The 21,828-nt window shown below is 41.9% G+C and carries 23 protein-coding genes; 17 read left to right on the top strand and 6 right to left on the bottom strand.

From position 1 onward, the window contains the following. Positions 1–258 (bottom strand): helix-turn-helix domain-containing protein (locus LPA49_RS16790; RefSeq protein WP_326847808.1); only part of this gene is annotated, 258 nt, incomplete at its 3' end. A gap of 99 nt (positions 259–357) precedes the next feature. Further along, complete coding sequence (rne, locus tag LPA49_RS16785; protein WP_230237316.1) at positions 358–3,591, bottom strand: ribonuclease E; 3,234 nt, start codon at positions 3,589–3,591, stop codon at positions 358–360. A gap of 622 nt (positions 3,592–4,213) precedes the next feature. Here rne and rluC point away from each other — a divergent pair. Together rluC and LPA49_RS16775 are read left to right on the top strand one after the other, a co-directional pair. Beyond that, the gene (gene rluC, locus LPA49_RS16780) at positions 4,214–5,182 is read left to right on the top strand and encodes a 23S rRNA pseudouridine(955/2504/2580) synthase RluC (RefSeq protein ID WP_180310888.1); all 969 of its coding nucleotides are present in this window, start codon (positions 4,214–4,216) and stop codon (positions 5,180–5,182) included. Further along, positions 5,169–5,861: an HAD family hydrolase gene (locus LPA49_RS16775; protein WP_180310887.1), complete on the top strand. Its 693-nt coding sequence runs from the start codon at positions 5,169–5,171 to the stop codon at positions 5,859–5,861. Before rluC ends, LPA49_RS16775 begins: the two co-directional genes overlap by 14 nt. On the opposite strand, the gene LPA49_RS16770 is transcribed toward LPA49_RS16775, so the two are convergent. Further along, a complete protein-coding gene (locus LPA49_RS16770; RefSeq protein ID WP_180310886.1) occupies positions 5,797–6,405 on the bottom strand; it encodes a nucleoside triphosphate pyrophosphatase in 609 nt (202 codons plus the stop codon). The two genes, LPA49_RS16775 and LPA49_RS16770, sit on opposite strands and share 65 nt — an antisense overlap. Positions 6,406–6,546: 141 nt before the next feature. Here LPA49_RS16770 and yceD point away from each other — a divergent pair, with 141 nt between their 5' ends. From yceD to LPA49_RS16700, 14 genes are all read left to right on the top strand, one after another. Beyond that, positions 6,547–7,071: a 23S rRNA accumulation protein YceD gene (yceD, locus tag LPA49_RS16765; RefSeq protein ID WP_036967966.1), complete on the top strand. Its 525-nt coding sequence runs from the start codon at positions 6,547–6,549 to the stop codon at positions 7,069–7,071. Between the two features lie 10 nt (positions 7,072–7,081). Beyond that, on the top strand, positions 7,082–7,252 hold the full coding sequence (gene rpmF, locus LPA49_RS16760) for a 50S ribosomal protein L32 (RefSeq protein ID WP_036967969.1): 171 nt from the start codon (positions 7,082–7,084) through the stop codon (positions 7,250–7,252). A gap of 11 nt (positions 7,253–7,263) precedes the next feature. After that, positions 7,264–8,292, top strand: a complete 1,029-nt coding sequence (gene plsX, locus LPA49_RS16755) for a phosphate acyltransferase PlsX (RefSeq protein WP_036967971.1) — start codon at positions 7,264–7,266, stop codon at positions 8,290–8,292. Positions 8,293–8,363: 71 nt separating this feature from the next. Then, positions 8,364–9,290: an ACP S-malonyltransferase gene (fabD, locus tag LPA49_RS16750; protein WP_180310885.1), complete on the top strand. Its 927-nt coding sequence runs from the start codon at positions 8,364–8,366 to the stop codon at positions 9,288–9,290. Positions 9,291–9,301: 11 nt separating this feature from the next. Further along, entirely contained in the window at positions 9,302–10,048 is a 747-nt protein-coding gene (fabG, locus tag LPA49_RS16745) for a 3-oxoacyl-ACP reductase FabG (protein WP_036967976.1), read from the top strand. Positions 10,049–10,286: 238 nt separating this feature from the next. Further along, positions 10,287–10,523 (top strand): acyl carrier protein, encoded by a 237-nt coding sequence (acpP, locus tag LPA49_RS16740; RefSeq protein ID WP_016707440.1) that lies wholly within the window; start codon positions 10,287–10,289, stop codon positions 10,521–10,523. Between the two features lie 117 nt (positions 10,524–10,640). Further along, positions 10,641–11,879 carry a beta-ketoacyl-ACP synthase II gene (fabF, locus tag LPA49_RS16735; protein ID WP_036967982.1) on the top strand — a complete coding sequence of 413 codons (1,239 nt, stop codon included), beginning with the start codon at positions 10,641–10,643 and terminating at the stop codon, positions 11,877–11,879. Positions 11,880–11,938: 59 nt separating this feature from the next. Further along, positions 11,939–12,751: an aminodeoxychorismate lyase gene (gene pabC / locus LPA49_RS16730; protein WP_180310884.1), complete on the top strand. Its 813-nt coding sequence runs from the start codon at positions 11,939–11,941 to the stop codon at positions 12,749–12,751. Next, on the top strand, positions 12,748–13,728 hold the full coding sequence (gene mltG / locus LPA49_RS16725) for an endolytic transglycosylase MltG (RefSeq protein WP_074989391.1): 981 nt from the start codon (positions 12,748–12,750) through the stop codon (positions 13,726–13,728). The genes pabC and mltG overlap by 4 nt, the downstream gene beginning before the upstream one ends. A 15-nt stretch (positions 13,729–13,743) precedes the next feature. Then, positions 13,744–14,370: a dTMP kinase gene (tmk, locus tag LPA49_RS16720; protein WP_230237314.1), complete on the top strand. Its 627-nt coding sequence runs from the start codon at positions 13,744–13,746 to the stop codon at positions 14,368–14,370. A 1-nt stretch (position 14,371) separates the two neighbouring features. Beyond that, entirely contained in the window at positions 14,372–15,265 is an 894-nt protein-coding gene (locus LPA49_RS16715; RefSeq protein ID WP_118844363.1) for a DNA polymerase III subunit, read from the top strand. Positions 15,266–15,273: 8 nt separating this feature from the next. Then, complete coding sequence (locus LPA49_RS16710) at positions 15,274–15,600, top strand: PilZ domain-containing protein (protein WP_036967997.1); 327 nt, start codon at positions 15,274–15,276, stop codon at positions 15,598–15,600. Positions 15,601–15,612: 12 nt separating this feature from the next. Continuing rightward, positions 15,613–16,392, top strand: a complete 780-nt coding sequence (locus tag LPA49_RS16705) for a TatD family hydrolase (protein WP_180310883.1) — start codon at positions 15,613–15,615, stop codon at positions 16,390–16,392. A gap of 2 nt (positions 16,393–16,394) precedes the next feature. After that, positions 16,395–18,248 (top strand): alkaline phosphatase D family protein, encoded by a 1,854-nt coding sequence (locus LPA49_RS16700; RefSeq protein ID WP_180310882.1) that lies wholly within the window; start codon positions 16,395–16,397, stop codon positions 18,246–18,248. Here the strand turns inward: LPA49_RS16700 and LPA49_RS16695 are convergent. The 3 genes from LPA49_RS16695 to rsmF all read right to left on the bottom strand — a co-directional run bounded on the left by LPA49_RS16695 (position 18,245) and on the right by rsmF (position 20,809). Next, on the bottom strand, positions 18,245–18,820 hold the full coding sequence (locus tag LPA49_RS16695; protein WP_257473645.1) for a polysaccharide deacetylase family protein: 576 nt from the start codon (positions 18,818–18,820) through the stop codon (positions 18,245–18,247). The two genes, LPA49_RS16700 and LPA49_RS16695, sit on opposite strands and share 4 nt — an antisense overlap. Continuing rightward, positions 18,811–19,059: a polysaccharide deacetylase family protein gene (locus LPA49_RS22335; protein WP_257473644.1), complete on the bottom strand. Its 249-nt coding sequence runs from the start codon at positions 19,057–19,059 to the stop codon at positions 18,811–18,813. Before LPA49_RS22335 ends, LPA49_RS16695 begins: the two co-directional genes overlap by 10 nt. A gap of 310 nt (positions 19,060–19,369) precedes the next feature. Then, positions 19,370–20,809: a 16S rRNA (cytosine(1407)-C(5))-methyltransferase RsmF gene (gene rsmF / locus LPA49_RS16690; protein WP_180310881.1), complete on the bottom strand. Its 1,440-nt coding sequence runs from the start codon at positions 20,807–20,809 to the stop codon at positions 19,370–19,372. A 282-nt stretch (positions 20,810–21,091) separates the two neighbouring features. Here rsmF and LPA49_RS16685 point away from each other — a divergent pair, with 282 nt between their 5' ends. Beyond that, positions 21,092–21,793: a GntR family transcriptional regulator gene (locus tag LPA49_RS16685; protein WP_036968009.1), complete on the top strand. Its 702-nt coding sequence runs from the start codon at positions 21,092–21,094 to the stop codon at positions 21,791–21,793. Positions 21,794–21,828 lie beyond the last annotated feature (35 nt).

The following is a 21,828-nucleotide window of genomic DNA, read 5'->3' as shown; positions in this document are numbered from 1 at the left end:
ACGCTTGATTTTTTGTGCGGGGCTTTCTTTGGCTTTAGGTGATTTAGGCATAGTCATCTTAGGTGATTGAGTCCAATCCATCTTACCGTGTTTTCTCAACCAAGTAAGCACAGTTGAGCGACCTTGTATGCCATAAATTTTTTGGGCTTGTTTATAAGTCATATCGCCTTTTTCTACAGCGTCGACAACTTGTAATTTAAAGCCTAATGAATAATCTCGTTGTGTTCGTTTGATCGGTGTATTATTTGACTTGGTCATAATAAGTCCTAAATGTGTAAACACATTTCAGGACGAGACATCTAAAACAAAAAAGCCGCGTTATTTTCATAACGCGGCTTTTTTCATATAACAGCTAGACTAGTCAGCCGATAATGTTTTAGCCATATCAGCACGGGCTTTACCGGCAGGTTTAATTGAACCTGCGCGTAAACCACTGTCTGGAATAGCTTCACGTTTATCGTGTGCCATAGCACCTGGTGTTGGTACTGGCTCGCTGTCTGCAACTGGTGCAGGTTTTGCCATTGCAGCGCTTGCTGAACCCTTAACTAACACTGTTCTTTCATTGTTAGGTGCTTGTTCAGCTTGCACTGGTTCGTCAGCTTTAACAGGCTCTTCAGCTTTAACAGGCTCTTCAGCTTTAACAGGCTCTTCAGCTTTTACTGGTTCGTCAGCTTTTACTGGTTCGTCAGCTTTAACTGGTTCTTCAGCTTTTACTGGTTCGTCAGCTTTAACTGGTTCTTCAGTTGTTACTGGTTCTTCAGCTTGCACTGGTTCTTCAGCTTGTACTGGCTCTTCAGATTGTACTGGTTCTTCAGCTTTTACTGGTTCTTCAGCTTTTACTGGTTCGTCAGCTTGTACTGGCTCTTCAGTTTTAACTGGTTCTTCAGCTTGTACTGGCTCTTCAGTTTTAACTGGTTCTTCAGCTTTTACTGGTTCGTCAGCTTGCACTGGTTCTTCAGTTTTTACTGGTTCTTCAGCTTTTACTGGCTCTTCAGCTTTAACTGGCTCATCAGTGTTAGCTGATTCAGGCGCTTCAACTGGTTGCTCAGTTTGCGCTTGTTTAGCTTTTAATTCAGCTTCATATTCAGCAGCAGCTTGATCCGCAACAGGAATAAAGGCAGGTGTGTCACCTTTATCTTCATTTTGCTTTTCATCTTGCTCAGGACGACGACGGCGTTGTCCAGCTGCACGAAGGTGACGAGGTGAACGACGTGAGCGTGTGCGCGGCTGTGCTTGTTCATCATCAGCAACTGACTCAGCGTTTACATTTTGCTCCTCAACCGGTGTGTTGGTTTCTTCTGTTTTAACCGATTTAACGTCAGCTTTTGCAGGTTTTTCTGCTTTAACCTCAGTCTGTGCAGGCGTTTCAGATTTAACCTCTGGTACTACATCGTCTTTCGCTTCTTTCGCCTGTTTGGCAGGTTTTGCTGCTTTGTCTGTTTTCTCAGCCTGAACAGTATCACTGCTCTGAGTTGATTTTACTTCCTCGGCATTTTCGTCTTGTAAACGCACTTTCTTACGAATATTACGACGTTGACGGCGAACCTTAGGTTTAGTCTCTTTCGGTTGCTCCGTTTGCGTTTCTTGAACTGCCTCTGTTGACGTTGTTTCTACGTCATCAGTACGCTTTTCATTTCGCTTTCGGTTAGTCGAATTGCGACGGCGCTTATTACGGTTTTCGTTACTTTCTTTTTGCTCAGGAGCTGAAGTAGTGGCCGGTTTCTCTTCTTTCGCTTCAACGTCTGAAGGACGCTTATTACGAGAGTTGTTACGACGACGTTGGTTATTGCTTCTGCGACGGTTGTCGTTATTGCGACGGTTGTTGCTGCGCTGTTGTGCCGCTTTTTTCTCTTCTTGCTCTTTTTCAGTCTCTTCTTCAGAGTTGCTGAAGAGTGATTTAAACCATTTACCAATGGCTGCAAATAAACCACCGTCACTTTTCTTAACTTCTTGAGCTGGTTGTTCAGCTTTTGGAGCAGCTTGTGGCGCTGGGTTTGTTGGCATAACAACACCTTTTAACACAGGCTCTTCACGAACCGGTGCTGTGGGTGCTTTAGCCATTTCAAATGCTTCTGGCTCTGGTGCAACGACTTGCTCATAGCTAACAGTTTCAATCGTTTCATCTTTGCGTAAACGAACTACTTCATAGTGCGGTGTTTCCATGTGTTGATTTGGAATAATGACCACATCAACACTATGGCGTTTTTCAATACGGTGCACACTACGGCGTTTTTCATTTAATAAGTAAGCAGCTACCGCAACAGGTACTTGTGCGTTTACTTGCGATGTATTGTCTTTGATTGCTTCTTCTTCGATTAAACGAAGGATAGACAATGCAATTGATTCGTTTGAACGAATAGTGCCTTGACCATTACAACGCGGACACGGACCTTGGCTTGCTTCACCTAGAGATGGACGCAGGCGTTGACGTGACATTTCAAGAAGGCCGAAGCGTGAAATTTTGCCTATTTGTACGCGAGCACGGTCTGGACGTGCAGCATCTTTTAGGCGATTTTCAACTTCACGTTGGTGGCGAGGTGGTGTCATATCGATAAAATCGATAACAATAAGACCACCTAAGTCACGTAGACGTAATTGACGTGCAATTTCATCAGCGGCTTCTAGGTTCGTATTAAGCGCGGTCTCTTCGATATCACCGCCTTTGGTTGCTTTTGACGAGTTAATATCGATAGAGGTAAGCGCTTCTGTTGGATCAATAACGATTGAACCACCAGAAGGTAAGCGAACTTCGCGTTGGAACGCTGACTCAATTTGGCTTTCGATTTGGTAATGTGTGAATAATGGCACATCGCCTTGATAAAGCTTAACACGGCTCATGAAATCAGGGCGAAAGCGTTCAATATGCGCTTTAGCTTCTTCAAAAACACGGGCTTTATCAATTAAAATTTCACCAATATCACGACGTAGATAGTCGCGGATAGCACGGAAAATAACGTTACTTTCTTGGTGAATTAAGAATGGAGCAGGGCCGCTATCTGCAGCTTGTTGAATGGCATCCCAGTGAACTAAAAGCGCTTTTAAGTCGTAGTCTAGTTCCTCGAATGATTTGCCAACACCCGCAGTACGGACGATGAGCCCCATACCTTTAGGAAGTTCTAAACGGCTTAGCGCTTCTTTTAGTTCAGTACGCTCATCACCTTCAATACGACGTGAAATACCGCCGGCACGAGGGTTATTTGGCATAAGTACTAAATAGCTGCCTGCTACGCTTATAAAGGTTGTTAGTGCCGCGCCTTTTTGGCCACGTTCTTCTTTATCAACCTGAACAATTACTTCTTGGCCTTCTTTGATTACGTCACGAATATTCGGACGACCTTGGAATGTATAGCCTTGTGGGAAGTATGTGCGTGCAATTTCTTTCAGTGGAAGGAAACCATGTCTTTCCGCGCCATAATCAACAAAGGCTGCTTCTAGTGATGGTTCGATACGGGTAATTTTACCCTTGTAAATATTGGCTTTTTTTTGTTCGTGACCTGGGCTCTCTATGTCTAAATCATACAGGCGCTGGCCATCAACCAGTGCAACGCGCATTTCTTCTTGCTGCGTCGCATTGATTAGCATACGTTTCATATTGTTACTCTACTAATTTCTGTCGCTGACATGACGATATCATTTCGTCTGTTCAGTGGTTTTTGACGGTTATTCTTGTGCAATCTCACGACTGGTTAAAATCAAAAACCGACGTTGTTCGCTTACATTGAGCGTGTCTATGGTGTGGCTGACAATAACATGTTGTCACGTTATTAAATTCTTTTTGGTGCCAAAACTGCCGCGTCTTTCACGGTTTTAATTTACGAGTTCTGTTCCGAAGTCGACCATGTTCAAATTTTAATTCAATGTCTTGCTACAACAGCTTACTCTGAATGACGTTGTTACGTCGTCACTATCAGACAATTTATCTTGTTCAATTGCTTTTTCTATTCATTAATCAGCATTCGTGCTCAAATTATGCAGGCAATATATTACGCGCATCGCCGATAATTGAACGCTCGTGTTGGCTGGGTAATTATAAAAGCTTTGGAAAACTTAGCGCGGATCTGTATGATCGGCAACCCAGAATATGCATCACGAATGTTTTAATGTGGTAAAAAGCACCGTTGTTACTTGCAAACTTTATGTTCGCAGCGGTGATTATCCCACTATTACAACCGCGTTAGCAACTAAATTATTTACTTAAATCAGTGATTAGGCAATGTCAGAAAAAACCGGCTTACAAGTATCATTTGTTACCATAGGTGAAGACCACTTAGGTCAACGCATTGATAACTTTCTTATTACTCACCTGAAGGGTGTGCCTAAAAGTGCAGTTTATAAAATTCTTCGCAAAGGTGAAGTGCGAGTAAATAAAAAGCGCATTAAACCCGTTTATAAATTACAACTTGATGATGTTATTCGTATTCCGCCCATAAAAGTGGCCGAAAAAGATGAATTTGTGCCGAAAAAGCTAGATAAGGTTAAACAGCTTGAAGAGGCCATTTTATTTGAAGATAAATACTTGATGGTGATTAATAAGCCGTCAGGAATGGCGGTGCATGGCGGCAGTGGTTTAAGTTATGGCTTAATCGAGGCACTGCGAGTACTTCGCCCAGAAGAGCGCAGCCTTGAACTGGTTCACCGTCTTGACCGTGATACTTCAGGCTGTTTACTTATTTCAAAGCGCCGTTCTGTGCTTACACACTTGCATCAGCAGTTGCGTGAAAAAACCATGGAAAAAAATTATTGGGCACTGGTTGATGGGCAATGGGATGCGAAAACTAAAAACGTCACTGAAGGCTTACGTAAAAATACTTTAAAGTCTGGTGAGCGCGTGGTGCGTGTAGACAATACCGAAGGTAAACCGTCGCACACACGTTTCCGTGTTCTAGAGCGTTATGCAGAGTGTTCACTGGTGCAAGCGTCGCCGGTGACTGGGCGTACTCACCAAATCCGTGTTCATACGCAATGCAAAGGTCACCCAATTGCGTGTGATGATAAATATGGTGTGGCTGAATTTGATCAATACGTTAATAAGTTAACGGGGTTAAATCGGTTGTTTTTACATGCGCATGATTTACGCTTTATCCACCCTAAAAACGAAACAACGATGCATGTTGAAGCGCCATTAGACAAAGCGTTAAGTAACTGTATTAAAAAACTACGTGCTGATAATGAACAAATTTAAGCTGGTTATTTTTGATTGGGATGGCACAGTCATGGATTCTGTGCCGAAAATTGTTACGTGTTTGCAAAATACTGCCAAACAGCTTGGTATCGATATACCAACAGAGCAGCAAGCAAAAGATGTGATTGGCTTATCGCTAACCAAAGCGACTGAAGCACTTTTTCCTGCCTATTTACACTTAAATGATGAACTAGTCGCTGGCTATAAAGCCCAATACCGTGAGCTAGATGTCACACCTACACCGTTATTCGCTGATGTAGAAATGGTATTAAATCAGCTAAGCGACACAGGTGTGCAATTGGCTGTGGCTACAGGTAAAGGACGTGAAGGTATTGATAGATTACTTAATGAGTCGGGCCTCGGTAAGTATTTTATGAACGTAAAATGCTCAGATGATGCTATGTCAAAGCCATCCCCTGATATGCTGGAGCAAATTTTGCACGAGCAGGGCATAGCGAAAAGTGATGCTGTGATGATTGGCGATAGCCAATTGGATATGGCGATGGCGAATGCCGCTGGTATTGCCTGTATTGGTGTGAGCTTTGGTGCCCACAGTAAGGCACAGTTGCAACAACATGCGCCGATTACTGTCGTTGATTCGTATTGGCAGTTACTTAGCGTGTTGACATCTCATGCTGAAGAGTCAGTACATCAACACCAAACTCAGCCAGTACTTTAGTTAATGTGATCAGTGGCAGGCCAATAAGTGTATTTGGGTCATCGCCACTGAGCTTGTCAAATAAGCAAATACCTAATCCTTCACTTTTAAAGCTGCCAGCACAATTGTAAGGTTGCTCAGCATCGCAATATGCGCCAATTTGCTCAAGTGTTAGTGTTCTAAAAGTCACGTCGAATGGCACAACCGTCGTGATTGCGTTATTTGATTCTATATCGAAGACACTCAAACCCGTTAAGAATCTCACAGTATGGCCGCTAAATGCGGATAATTGCGCAACGGCGTTTTCTTTATTGTGTGGTTTACCTAGTATTTTATTGTTGAAAACGGCCACCTGATCAGAGCCTATCACTAAGCCATTGGTAAAATGTTCAACTGCGACACGCGCTTTTTGCTCACTTAGTCGCTTAACAAGTTGCGAGGGCGTTTCATTTTCTAGCGCTGATTCATCGATATCAGGTGAAAAACTTTCAAAAGGTAGATTTAATTTAGTTATTAATTGCTGTCTAAATGGTGAGCTTGACGCTAATATAAGTGTTGGTTTCATAAAATATTCTGGGTATAAAATGTCTTTTGGCAAGGATAAGCCACAATGAATCCGAAAACAAAGCAGAAGATCGTTAAAAACCGACTAAAATTGGTTTTTTACTTTGACTAACCAACTAACTATCTATATGATGCAGCCCCTATGCAAAAGGTGAAAATTCCCATCACTCTTCATCCCAGCAAAGCAGCACAACATCGTTTAACGTATGACGGTATTGTACCGCTTGAAAAACTTTCTCGTTTAGAGCAAGTTGTGCAGGAAGAAGCAGGTGAAATAGCGGTAAAGATTCATTGCAAAATTGATGACCAGGGTTTAGTAGTGATAAGTGGTAATTTATCAGTACATGTAACCGTAACTTGTCAACGCTGCAATGGTGAATTAGGGTTGGATTTGGATCAAGACTTTGTGTATTCGCCAGTCGGTTTGGATGCAGAGTCAGATCATCTTCCTGAAGGTTACGATGAAGTAGAACTGGACGAAAATGGCGAAATCAACGTGTTTGAGTTAATCGAAGACGAACTGATTTTGGCAATTCCTATAGTGCCTACACACAACGAAGCCTCGTGCAGTTATTCATCAGAGCCTACAAGCTTTGGTAAATTATCAGCAAAAGATGACAAACCAAATCCATTTGATATTTTGAAACAACTTAAGAAAGATTCTTAGGAGAAGACTAATGGCTGTACAAAAAAGCAAAAAGTCTCGTGCAAGACGCGGCATGCGCCGTTCACACGATGCGATCAGTGGTCCAACTTTAACTGTAGACCAAGTTTCTGGTGAGACTCACCGTCGTCACCACGTAACTGCTGACGGTTACTATAAAGGCGTTAAAGTAATTTCTAACTAAGAGATTGCTATATGCTGACCAATCTAACCATAGCGTTAGATATGATGGGGGGCGATTACGGCCCCCGTTCATCTATCCCCGCCGCCGTAAGAGCGGTAAATGCTAATACCAACTTAAGACTGATCTTATGTGGTAATCAGCAAGTTATTCTTAAAGAACTTGAAGCGCTTGATTCGCTTTCTCACCCGCGATTAATCATTCGTCATTGTAGTGAAGTTGTTACTAATGCGTGTGAACCCGCTTCAGCTGTTCGTTCAAAAAAAGATTCCTCAATGCGAGTTGCCCTTGATTTAGTTAAATCGGGTGAAGCGCAAGCCTGTGTAAGCTCGGGTAATACTGGCGCGTTATTTTTTATGGCGCATTATGTATTAAAGATGCTACCGGGTGTAAAACGACCAGCCCTTATTTCAGCCGTCCCTACTGAGCGAAAAGATCCCGTTTATCTATTAGATTTAGGGGCCAATGTGCATTGCGATGCGCAAACACTTTATCAGTTTGGCATTATGGGCTCTGTGGTCGCAGGACAAGCGCTTGGCTGTGATAATCCTCGCGTTAGTTTATTAAATATTGGCTCTGAAGACATCAAAGGGCATGAGGGAATAAAGCAAGCTGCACAACTAATGCAGCAATGTAAATATCTCAACTACACAGGTTACAGTGAAGGTAGCGATATTTTCAGTGGTAAAGCCGATGTGATTGTGTGCGAAGGATTCGTAGGTAATGTGGCATTAAAAACCTGTGAAGGGATTGCCAAACTTATCATGCATAAATTAACGAAAGCCTTACACAAACATTTTTTATACAAATGTTTGGCGTTTTTATTGCGTCCAGTGATAAAAAAGCTCTACAAGCGGGTGAACCCCGACCAGTATAATGGCGCAAGTCTGGTAGGATTGCGCGGTATTGTTGTTAAAAGCCATGGTAATGCCTCTGCAAAGGCGTTCCATGCTGCTATAGATGAAGCCGTGCGGGAAGTCGAACGCCAACTCCCTGAAAAAATCGCTGCGATTTTTGAGCAAACACATCCAACAATAAAGTAGTGCAGCATTTAAAAAACTTGTTATGCTGCCTACAAAAGAATTATTTTTTTGTTTAATGATAAGAGCAAAGTATGGCACATAAAATTGCACTCGTATTTCCAGGTCAAGGCTCACAAACTGTGGGCATGGTATCTGAACTTTTAGCCGATTCTGATATTGTTAAAGCAACATTTGCAGAAGCATCAGACGCGCTTGGCTATGATCTAGCTGCACTTGTACTTAATGGTCCAGAAGAAGAATTAAATCAAACCCATCGTACACAACCGGCCTTGTTAACTGCCAGTGTGGCAATTTACCGCCAATGGTTAGCAGCAAACCCTGATGCAGACGTTGTTATGGCTGGCCACAGTTTAGGCGAGTATTCAGCGCTTGTTTGTGCAGGCGTTGTTAGTTTAAGCGAAGCCGTCAAGCTTGTTGAAAACCGCGGTTTATATATGCAAGAAGCAGTACCAGCGGGTACCGGTTCTATGGCAGCTATTATCGGTTTAGGTGATGATGAAATTAAAGCCACATGTGAAGCATCGGCTAATGGCGAAGTGGTTTCACCAGTTAATTATAATTCACCTGGTCAAGTTGTTATTGCAGGCCACAAGGCCGCGGTAGAGCGCGCATCAGAAGCGTGTAAAGAAGCAGGTGCAAAACGTGCCTTACCGCTTGCTGTAAGCGTGCCTTCACACTGTGAGTTAATGAAACCTGCGGCAGAAAAATTAGCCGCTGATTTAGCAGCTTTAACATTTAATACACCTAAGTGTGATGTAATTAATAATGTTGACGTTAAAGCAGAGCAATCAAGTGAAGCAATTAAAGATGCGCTAGTACGTCAACTATACAGCCCAGTACGCTGGACTGAAACTGTACAGGCCCTTGTAGCGCAAGGCATTACACAAAGCTATGAATTTGGCCCAGGCAAAGTATTAACGGGTCTGGCTAAACGTATTGATAAAGCAATGGTATGCGCAGCGGTAAACACGCAAGCTACGATTGATGAAGCGAAATAAGTAGGAATAGAATGACAAATTTATTTTCTCTTGAGGGCAAAGTTGTCCTTATCACAGGTGCTAGCCGCGGTATAGGTAAAGCGATTGCGAATACCTTAGTGGCACAAGGTGCAAAAGTTGCGGGCACAGCGACAAGCGAATCAGGTGCTGCAAAAATCAGTGAGTACTTAGGCGATAATGGTAAAGGTTATGCGTTAAACGTGACTGATCCAGAGTCGATTGAAGCAACACTTGCTGCGATCAAAGCTGATTTAGGTGATATTGATGTATTAGTAAATAATGCGGGTATTACGCGCGATAATTTACTTATGCGAATGAAAGACGGCGAGTGGGATGACATTATTGACACCAACTTAAGCTCTGTTTTCCGTTTATCTAAGGCTGTTTTACGTCCTATGATGAAAAAGAAAAATGGCCGTATCATCAACATTGGTTCAGTTGTAGGCACGATGGGTAATGCGGGTCAAGCAAACTATGCTGCAGCAAAAGCAGGTGTGATTGGTTTTACTAAATCACTTGCACGCGAAGTGGCGTCTCGTGGTATCACGGTTAACGTTGTAGCGCCTGGATTTATCCAAACAGACATGACTGATGAGCTGACCGATGAGCAAAAAGCAGCCACGCTTGCAAATGTGCCAGCGGGTCGTTTAGGTCAGCCTGAAGAAATTGCAGCCGCAGTGTGTTATTTAGCATCTGACGCAGCTGCGTATGTATCGGGTGAAACATTGCACGTAAATGGCGCGATGTACATGGTTTAATGAATGTTAGCACCAAAGTGCTAACAAAAGATTATCGAAAAATGTTGAATTTTTTGTGATCTTGCTTTAAACATACTTGAATTCGCTATGAAAATAAGCGATAAATGAACAAATACCAATCAAGAGGTTTGACCAGATAAGTAATTATCAGCAAATCCTTGAATCACAGAATTATGCGGCGTAAACTACGCCGCAATCTGAAAATAACGCATTGGCGTATTTAATAAAGGAAAGAAGAATGAGCGACATCCAAGAACGCGTAAAGAAAATTATTATCGAGCAACTAGGTGTTAAAGAAGAAGAAGTAAAACATGAAGCTTCTTTCGTTGACGACTTAGGTGCTGATTCACTTGATACTGTAGAACTAGTAATGGCTCTTGAAGAAGAGTTCGACACTGAGATCCCAGACGAAGAAGCTGAAAAGATCACTACAGTTCAAGCTGCAATCGATTACGTTACAGCTCACGCTGAGTAATCAATCGCATTTTGATTTTAAGGGCAGCTTTAGGCTGCCCTTAGTCTATCTAAAGAATGATACTGAATATTTTGGTATACACCCCACCTAAAATAATTTCCTTATTGGAGGCAACCCGTGGCTAAACGTCGAGTCGTCGTAACTGGCTTAGGAATGTTGACACCGCTAGGTAATGATGTTGAATCTACTTGGCAAGGTTTGTTAAACGGTAAAAGTGGTATTCAAACTATCACGCATTTCGATACCTCAAGTTTCGGCACCAAATTCGCAGGTTTGCTGAATGACTTTGATGCATCAGCTTACATGTCACCGAAAGATGCAAAAAAAATGGATTTGTTTATCCAATATGGCATTGCAGCGGGTGTACAAGCACTACAAGATTCTGGCTTAGAAATCACTGACGAAAACGCGACACGCGTTGGCGTCGCAGTGGGTTCGGGCATCGGTGGTTTAACGTTAATCGAAGAAAACCACGTAAAACTATTAAACAGTGGTCCGCGTAAGCTTTCTCCGTTCTACGTACCGTCGACCATCATTAACATGATTTCGGGTCACTTATCGATCATGCATGGGCTACGTGGTCCTAATATCTCAATCGTTACGGCCTGTACAACAGGTTTGCATAACATTGGCCACGCAGCGCGTATGATTGCATACGGTGATGCTGATGCGATGGTTGCGGGTGGTGCTGAAAAAGCATCTACGCCAATTGGTATGGGCGGATTTAATGCAGCTCGTGCATTATCAACACGTAATGATGATCCACAAGCCGCATCTCGTCCGTGGGATAAAGACCGCGATGGTTTTGTTCTGGCCGATGGTGCAGGTGTTATCGTACTGGAAGAGTATGAGCATGCAAAAGCGCGTGGTGCAAACATATATGCAGAGCTTGTAGGTTTTGGTATGAGTGGTGATGCTTACCACATGACCTCACCGCCAGAAGATGGCGCTGGGGCAGCACTTGCTATGGAAAATGCGTTGAAAGATGCACAAGTAAATGCTGACCAAGTGGGCTACATTAACGCGCATGGTACTTCAACGCATGCAGGTGATAAAGCTGAAACATCGGCTGTTAAATCAATTTTTGGTGATGCAGCAAAAGATGTGATGGTTAGTTCGTCTAAATCAATGATGGGTCATTTGTTAGGTGCAGCGGGCTCTGTTGAGTCTATTATTACTATTTTGTCTTTACAAGACCAAAAAGTAAGCCCAACAATTAACCTTGATAACCCTGATGAAGGGTGTGATTTAGACTATGTACCGCACACGGCACGTGACGCTAAATTGGATTATGCACTGTGTAATTCGTTTGGTTTTGGTGGTACTAATGGCTCGTTGCTATTTAAAAAGGTATAATTGCCGGTAACAACGGACTAAATTAAGAAGAGCCCAGTTGTTTAACTGGGCTTTTTTATATGAGTAAATTTAAACAAACAATAATTATAACCAACGACCACACCATGGTCAGCTTTCAAGATCGTGGTCTTAACTATGGTGATGGCTTCTTCACGACGGCTCGCATTAATGATGCCAGTATAGAGCACTGGCCATTACATAAAGCCCGTTTAATAGAATGTGCAGCGCGCTTAGCATTCCCAACTTTAGATTTCATGGCAATAGAAAATGCCTCGCTTCAGGCCATAGGCGATATGCAATCAGGCATTTTAAAAATTGTTATTACCCGCGGCAGTGGCGGCCGAGGTTACGGCTTACCTGAAGCGCCTTCGATTCAAGTTCTTATCACGGTATTACCTGCTGTTGCACATTATAAAACATGGCAAGAGCAGGGGGTTTCACTCGCTATAAGCAGTATTAAACTTGCACATCAGCCTGTGCTTGCCGGTTTAAAAACCTTAAACCGCCTCGAGCAAGTGCTCATTAAAAATCAAATGAACACACTTAATTGCGACGATGTTGTGGTGCTTGATATTAATGACAATGTAATAGAAAGCTCTGCTGCTAATTTATTTGCGATAAAAAATGAACAGATTTTTTCGCCACAATTAAATAACTGTGGGATTACTGGGGTTTACCTAAAATCGTTATGTGCTAAGTTAGCAATTGAGTTTAAACAAATTAGCGTTGAAGAGTTATTAGCGATGGATGCGGTTTTTATGTGTAATAGCTTAATGGGTGTTGTGCCTGTTGCAGCCATTATGGATACACAGTTTGACATTACTCGAAGTAAAGCATTATTAGCGACCCAGTTTGCCAAGGAGAATGTGTGATAAAAGTCATTGTTAGCGTGCTTTTATTAGCATTGCTATGTTGTGGTATTGGCTATCAACAACTTCAAGCAGCATTGAGTATGCCATTAAATGTTACTAACAGCACTCTGTTTAAAGTGGACCGCGGAACAGGATTTAATCAATTATGCAAACAGTGGCAAAGTAAGCAATGGCTTGACAGTTGTTTTAAATTTCAGGTGCTTGCAAAGTTAGACCCGACCTTAACGGATTTAAAAGCAGGCTTGTATGAGCTTGATTCTACCTCTGTAATCGATAATATTCGCCGCATTAATCAAGGCGCTCAAGTCAGCTTTAGTTTTACTATTATTGAAGGGCAACCACTGAGAGAAGTAATTACCAACATTGCTAAGCAAACTCATTTAAAGCAAGACCTTGATGAAGAGAATTTAGCAAAGCAAATTAGCAATAAAGATGAAAATTTAGAAGGTTGGTTATTCCCTGATACGTACCACTATCATAGTGAAGACACGGCCAGCAGTGTATTAAAGCGTGCCTACTCTAAAATGCAAACAGAGCTCGATAATGCGTGGCAAAATAGAGCACACGATTTAATCTTGAACTCACCGTATGAGGCACTAATACTTGCCTCAATTATCGAGAAAGAAACAGGGCTTGCAAGTGAAAGGCCCTTAATATCGGCTGTTTTTACGAATCGGTTAAAGAGCAATATGCGCTTACAAACAGACCCAACGGTAATTTACGGCATCGGAGCCGACTTTGATGGTGATATTAAACGTAAAGATTTAACCACTTACACACCGTATAATACGTATAAAATTAAAGGGCTGCCGCCAACGCCGATTGCCATGCCATCGCGAGCGGCATTACTTGCAGCGGTGAATCCGCCTGAGTCAGAGTATGTTTATTTTGTGGCGAAAGGCGATGGGAGCCATCAATTTTCAAAAACATTGAAAGAGCATAATCGTGCTGTGCAGCAGTACCAATTAAACAAATAACCAGAATAGAGTCATATGACAGCGAAATTTATAGTGATTGAAGGTCTTGAAGGGGCTGGAAAATCAACGGCAATCGCCGTGTGCCAAGCTTACCTACAGCACAAGCAGGTTGAATTTATTAATGTACGTGAGCCAGGTGGTACCACTGTGGCGGAAGCACTACGTCACATTGTAAAACAGGCCCATGAAGAGCAAATAACGGGTGAGACAGAATTGCTTATTATGTACGCTGCACGGTCTCAACTTGTTGCGAATGTTATTAAACCTGCAATCGATAAAGGGACCTGGGTACTGGGAGACCGTCATGATCTCTCATCGCAAGCCTACCAAGGGGGTGGTCGTGGTATTGAGCAATCAAAACTCTCTTTTTTGGCTGATATGGTTTTAAAAGGCTTAAAGCCAGACTTAACAATATATTTAGATATTGACCCTGCTGTGGGACTTGCACGTGCGAAGGGACGCGGAGAACTTGATCGAATTGAACAAGAAGCGCTCGGCTTTTTTGAACGTACACGTGAGCGTTATTTGGCACTTGCTGAACATGATCCCAGTATTCAAACTGTTGACGCAAATAAAGCGATGCCTGAAGTGCATGCTGCCATCACCACGGTACTTGATACCTTTTTTGAGAGTTTAAAATAATATGCCATTGCCTTGGCTTGAACCCTTACAACAGCAGTTAGCACAGAGCTACTCTCAGCATCGTTTTCACCATGCGCAATTGTTTAATGGTGATAAAGGGGTTGGCAAGCAGCGCTTAGTAGAGCAGTTAGCTGATGGTTTGTTATGTGCCTCAGCCAATAATTTGGTTGCCTGTGGTCATTGTAAAAGTTGTTTGTTAAATCAAGCAGGCACGCATCCCGATAAACGGGTGGTTAAAGTAGACGGGCAAACGATCGGTGTTGATGAAATTCGTGATATTACCGATTTTATAAACCATTCAGCTGCTCAAAACGGTAATAAGGTGGTTGTACTTGAGCAGTGCCATAAAATGACCACAGCCGCTGCCAATGCGCTATTAAAAACGCTTGAAGAGCCAAGTTTACACCGCTACCTATTATTAACCTGTGAACAAATCGCGCAATTACCTGCGACCATACTCAGTCGTTGTGCTGTGCACGAAGTGAAAGTTAATATAGAAACTACGACACAATGGTTAGCCTCCCTAGATATTCCTAATTATTCTTGGTTAGGTTTGTTTTCGCAACAACCACTCCTTGTAGAACAATGGCAAAATGAACAGCAATTAGAGTCTATTGATACACTCTATAAATTTGCAACTGAGATAAAAGACAGCCATAATTTCAGTGCGTTAGTCGACATACTGAATAAAGATACAAGTTTGGTTAATGTCTTTACTTTGTTTTTAACTGAGCATCTAAAAACGCAATTAGTATTGGGAATGGATTTTTTCAGCTATCAAAAAGCGCAATCTGCAATTTCTGAGTTTATTTATAACAGCTCACATGTGCTTGGTTTGAATATGCCGCTGGCCATTTCGCAACTAGCGTTTTCTTTACGTGAAAGCCATAATTAGGACATATTGTGCAAGAATTATTAGTAGATATCGAAGATTTAGAAGAATTATATCGCTGTTACATGCCTTTCATAAAAAATGGTGGTTTGTTTGTACGTACTAATATGCGGTTTGAAATGGGGCATTCATTGGCTTTAAAAGTGACATTACCAGATGCTTTAGAAGATGACGTAATTACTGGGAAGGTTGCTTGGATAACCCCACAAGGTGCACAAAGCTCGAATCCGCCAGGTATTGGTATAAGCTTTATCGACGATAAAACCAATTTAAATGCCAAGATCGAAAAACTGCTGGGTACTATGTTAAACTCTGACAATCCGACGTATACCATGTAAAAAAGTAGTACCATGATTGTAGATTCTCATTGTCATTTAGACCGTCTTGACTTCGACAAACTCGACCTTAATTTAGACCAAGTACTTGAAAACGCACGTGCAAAGCAAGTCGAACACTTTTTATGTGTTAGTGTGACTTTGGAGCAGTTTCCAAGCATGCTTGAAAAAATTAAAGATTATCCAGATGTATCCGCTTCGTGTGGCGTACACCCTCTTGATCAAAAAGATGCACTTGATAAACATCGACTGATCAACCTTGCTACTCACGATAAAGTCGTTGCAATTGGTGAAACAGGTCTTGATTATTATTACTCAAAAGAAACGCATATCGTTCAGCAAGAGAGCTTTGTTGGGCATATAGACGTTGCTAATGAGCTTAACAAACCCCTTATCATTCACACTCGAGATGCGCGTGAGGACACAATTAACCTGATGCGCGCTCATAATGCTGAAAAATGTGGTGGTGTACTGCATTGTTTCACTGAAGATTGGGATATGGCTAAGAAAGCGATTGATATGGGCTTTTATATTTCGATTTCAGGCATTGTCACATTTAAAAATGCCGTTGAACTAAAAGACGTTGTGAAGAAAATCCCATTAGATCGGCTCTTAATCGAAACAGATTCGCCTTATTTAGCTCCTGTACCATACCGTGGAAAAACAAACCAACCCGCGTATGTAGAAGACGTTGCGTATTATATTGCTGAGTTAAAAGGGCTTACTTTTAACGAATTGTCTAACGCCACGACAGATAATTTCTATTCACTGTTTAAGCAAGTAAAAAGGGCTTAACAATGACCGGCGTATCAAATTTACCTCAACTTATTATGGGGCCTATGGTACGCCGTGCAGATCCTCATCAAGTTTGTTTTCAGTTTGTAACAACCCGAAATAGTGATTATAGAATTGAGTTTGAGGGCCTTGAATCTACCTGTCATCATGAGGTCATTCAATTAGGCGAGGCTCTCTTTCTTCACTATGTCATTGTTTTACCAACCTCACAGCCATTTGGGGTTGATTCACTGATCTATTATTCACTTCATGATCGTGATAAAAGCCTCGATTTATCTGCATTTTGCTACGAACGTGCCGATTTTCCTGCATTTGTAATTCCTAATAGACTCGATAAAATCTTACATGGTTCGTGCCGTAACCCCCATCATCCTGCTAAAGATAGTTTGGTGGCAGCCGACACGTGGCAAAATGAGCAGCGACAATCGCTAAGCGCGGGTGCTGATTTACTTTTGTTATCGGGTGATCAAGTATACGCAGATGATGTTGCAGGGCCGATGTTACTGGCGATAGAAAAAATCATAACGCTGTTTGGGATCTTTAAAGAGCCGCCGCTTAAGCTCAATTTACCCGCTTGTTTTAGCGAACAGCTTTATAGTCGCCACCTTTATTTACCTAAAGTGCCTTGGCAAAATCGCAGCAAATGGGGAGTCGGTTATTGGCTTAAAAAAGATGAGCCTCATTTTTCTAGTTTAAAAGCTGAAAATCATTTAGTACATTTTCAAGAGTTCATTGCACTTTATATACTTAACTTTAGTGCTGTTTCGTGGCAGCTAATTGATTTTGCACAGACAGATTGCCCAACACTGCCGCCTAAACAAGCCACGCAATTTCAGCTTGAAAAGGATGCACTCCTTGGCTTTGCGGATGGGTTGAATAAAACACAGCGGTTGTTTGCTAATGTATCAACCCTGATGATGTTTGACGACCATGATGTTACAGATGACTGGAATTTAACGGCAGGGTGGGAGCACGCTATCTATCAACACCCAGTCAGCCGACGAATCGTTAATAACGGCTTAATAAGTTATTGGTTAATGCAAGGAATTGGTAATGATGCGGGTGAAAAAACGCTGTCTTTGTTATCTGCGTTCACAAAAAGCTTTGACGGCCAAACATGGCAGTTCAAAGAGTTCGATAAGCTGATCCTCAATTTCAATTATTGGCATTACGAGCTCAATACCATTCCTAAAGTGGTGGTGCTTGATACGCGCACCCATCGCTGGCGTAATGAGCAAAACTTTAATGAGCCTTCAGGTTTACTCGACTGGGAACGCTTAACCGAACTTGAAGAAAGTTTACTTTCGCATGATAAGGTTATTATCGTTTCTCCAGCGCCCGTATTTGGGGTGAAATCAATAGAAGCGATTCAGGCTATGTTTAATTTTTGTGGTCAGCCTTTATTAGTTGATGTTGAAAACTGGATGGCTCACGAAGGCTCTGCTAAAAAGTTACTCGATACATTTCGGCGTGAAGATACACCGAAAGAAACATTAATTCTTTCTGGCGATGTCCATTATTCATTTTGTTTTTCTGTTCAAAAGCGCTTTGGGAAACATAAAAACCGTATTTGGCAATTAACGGCCAGTGGTATTAAAAATGAGTTCCCGCGAAAACTTATTAACGTACTCGATAAGCTTGATTCAATTTTATATGCCCCGAAAAGTCCCCTTAATTTTTTTACTAAGCGCTGGCAGATGGAAGTTGATAAACATCAAACTAAAGGCGACGGGCAAAAATACCTTGTAAGTAATGCGGCTATCAGCTTGATTGAACTTAATGACGGGTTGCTTGCAAAGTATGAGCTTATTCACGCTGATAACCAAATTACTGAATTTGATTTAAATGATCATTAATCAATTTCTTGTCGGTTAGCTTTTACATATTTAGCCACGTTACTCACGGTATCAAGCCAAAAACCATTGTCTGGGTTTTGTAAATACACGATAAGCTTCTCAAGTGCTTCGCTGTCTGTGGTGTACTGACTGCTTTTACCCACCTCATGCCCCGCAAGAATAATCCAGCTGTTATTTGTACGGTGCTGCTCAAGCATGGTTTTTATTTGTTCAAAGGTAAGGCCATCAATCGCTAAGCTAGTAAGCTGAGTAAAATCGGTAAAATTAGGGTTGTTGGCGGTTTCATCTAGCCAAGTTCGACCTGTTTCGAAGTGCCTGGCAATAACAGGCACATAACTTTTTGTGTTAGCACCACGCCCTACAAATGTGTTTCCACACGGATATGCGAACGAGGTTGGTTCAATGCCCAACGTATGCTTGATATAGTCTTGCGCTTTTAGAATATCTTGTTCTATGCCTTTGAGCGTAATTTGCTCAAGAGAAACCCCCTGTTTACGCAACCACTCAAAATTGCCGGTGCATAAATGGCTGGTAGTGTGGTTCGCTATCTCATGCCCAGACTTTACTGCCACTTGCCATTTTTCAACGCGTTCTTTGACATTAAAAGGGAGACATAAAAGGTGGCCTTAACCTGATACTTGTCTAATAGTGCTAACCCTGTGTCTACCTGACTGTGTCTGGCATCATCAAAGGAAATACTAATGGCGTTCTTTGCCTTATTAGGATAGCTAAAGCCTTCGTATTGGCTGTTTTTTGCAATACTTTGGAAGCTTATAAAAACGGGAAGTAATACACACAGCGGTTTTAACATGGAGGATCCTTTTTAGTTATTTTATTAATGAAATCAAAAAGGATTATGTTTGGCTATGCGACTTTTGAATAAAAAACGCCCAGAACGAATCCGCATTGTTCTGGGCTTAGGGGGTGGCTCTTGCGAGCCTGCGCTAACTTTAAAAAAACACCTTCTAAATTCAGTAGGGAGAAGTAGAAAGTACTTTTAAGTGTAGTTAATGAGATGAAAATTGCACTATAAATGTACAAATTTTATACTGATTTAAAATCAAGTTGTTACCTTTGTTTACCCAAAGTAGAACCGTGTTTATACAGCGTTTATTCGCATGTTATACCCATGTTATCAACTGGGTATTTTGCACGAGATCGCGTGGTAAAGAGTTTTTAATTTTATTTTTTTGCCATTTACCTAAACCCACGGGACAGCCACACAGCAATAACACAACTTCACCATTGTCTTGAACCGGTTTCTCAAGACGGATATCTTTACCATTGAAGTAATCATTTGCTTGAGAAGCTGTCATTTCATAAGTGTTTTTATCGCAATATTGGCCAAATACTGTGGCAAACTCATGCGTTAAGCGCACACCCCCTTTGTGGATCACACCAATTTGGATTCCTAAGCGGGAATATTTGATTTTATCTTGAAGTGCATTAAAGGATTCAGGAAATAACCAAAGTTCTTTGTCACGCTGCATTAAGCTGCCTGGCAGTGATTTTAGACCGAACTGTTTTTTAATTGTTTGCATAAATGCTTGGCTTTGTTTTTTATCAAACGCCGTAAATGGAAATGCCCCTTTTTTGACTTTTTGATTCGGGTTATCAACTGAGGCTACTTTTTTGAATTTTGCGATAAAGAAGCCTTCGCTATCGTATGTTTGTGGCCATACGTGTAAGTAGCCCTCAGGGGTTGTCGCCTTATTTGCCCCTTCGAATAAACAATCAAGTGGCTGTACTTCAACACAGTTAGGAAATGTGTCTAATAAATACTGACAAACATGCTGGTTTTCAAGTGGGGTTAGGGTACAGGTTGAATAAACGAGTGTACCGCCAGGCTTCAATGCATAAAACGCACTTTTAATGAGTGCTTTTTGAACCGCTGCAATATCGATGTTAGATTCAATGGACCAATTTTTAAGGGCGTCTGCATCTTTACGAACGGTGCCTTCACCAGAACACGGTGCGTCGAGTAAAATGCTATCAAAGCATTCATACATGTAATCACCAAAGATCACACCATCAAAATGTGACAGCGCACAGTTACCCACGCCCATGCGTTTAAGTGTGGCAGCCAGTACTTTTAAGCGTGATGACGACAATTCATTCGCGACTAAAACCCCTTGATTATTCATCATGGCGGCAATTTGTGATGTTTTAGAACCCGGCGCCGACGCCATATCAAGTACCGCATCGCTGTGCTGTACTTCTGTTCTAAGTGCAACCGGGGGGAGCATTGAACTTGCTTCTTGTACATACATAGCGCCACTTAAATGCAAGTCAGTATTGCCTATGGCAAGAGCGGATTCCTCTTCGCTTGGTCGCGTTAACCAAAACCCTTCTTCGCACCACGGAATGGCCGTTAACTCCCAGCCTTTGCGTGCGCATTGGCGCTGAAACTCTTCAACAGACATCTTTAATGTATTAACGCGTACAGAGCGTCTGAGCGGGCGCCTACAGGCAGCAATAAAATCGTCTAGGGATAAATGTGCAGGAAGGTAGCTTTTTACATCATCAATAAATGAATCGGGAATAAATGTATTAGCGTCCACGAAAGGGCTCTCAAGTCACGTGATAATGTGCTGATCATATCATTTTTGATGTGTACGGGGGACTTTTTTATAGTTTTACACGTATGACTAAACTGTCGACACTTCCCCCCCTATAAACACTGTTTATGGTCAATATTTTCAAAAGATATCACTTTATGTCGACATTTAGCTGTTTTTTTAGCCTGTTTTCATGGTCTGAAGGTTGACAGTTTATACGATAGCGCGCATAGTGACGTTATTAATTGTCGACAATCTAAATTCAGCACGTTTAAAGAAGTGACTATGACAGAGCAAAAAGCCAACGATAACTATAACGATATCACGATAACGACAGCGTCAGACCAAGTGTTTGTCGACATGCGCCGTGAAATAGTTCAAGGCACTATTGAACAGGGTAGTAAAATTTCTGAGCCTGAACTTGCGAAGCGTTATGGCGTTAGTCGCGCTACATTACGTGAAGCACTTAATCGTTTAGAAAGTTGCTACTTAGTTGAACGTAAAGCAAACGTGGGTTGTCGTGTTGTGGCACTGACTGCTGAGCGACTTATTGAAGTGTATCAGGTTCGTAGTGCGCTTGAAGGTCTTGCGTGTCGTTTAGCTGCCGACAATATGGAGCCACAAGAAGTGCAAGGTTTAAAGCAGTTACTTAATCAACACTTGCAAACACAACGTGTCAAAGAAGGTGAATCTTACTACCAAGAAGCGGGTGACCTTGATTTTCATTATCGCATAATCAAAGGCTCTAAAAACGCACACTTAATTCATCTTTTATGTAATGAGTTGTATCAGTTAATCCGTATGTACCGTGTACAAATGGGCATGGCGGGGCCTCGCGTATCAAAGGCTTTTGATGAGCATCTTGCAATTATTAATGCCATTGAAAATCATGATGGGGAGTTAGCTGAAATGCTAATGAAGCGCCATATAAGCGCTTCTCAGGCCAATATACAGACTAAGTTTGATTTACACGCGGCAAAAAAATAGCCGAGTTGTCGTCAAACCGTCACAGATTAATTTTA

Source organism: Pseudoalteromonas sp. MB41 (assembly GCF_020966275.1).
Classification (GTDB): domain Bacteria; phylum Pseudomonadota; class Gammaproteobacteria; order Enterobacterales; family Alteromonadaceae; genus Pseudoalteromonas; species Pseudoalteromonas lipolytica.
The sequence above is the reverse complement of the archived record's forward strand: the minus strand, read 5'-3'. Positions and strand labels throughout refer to the sequence as shown.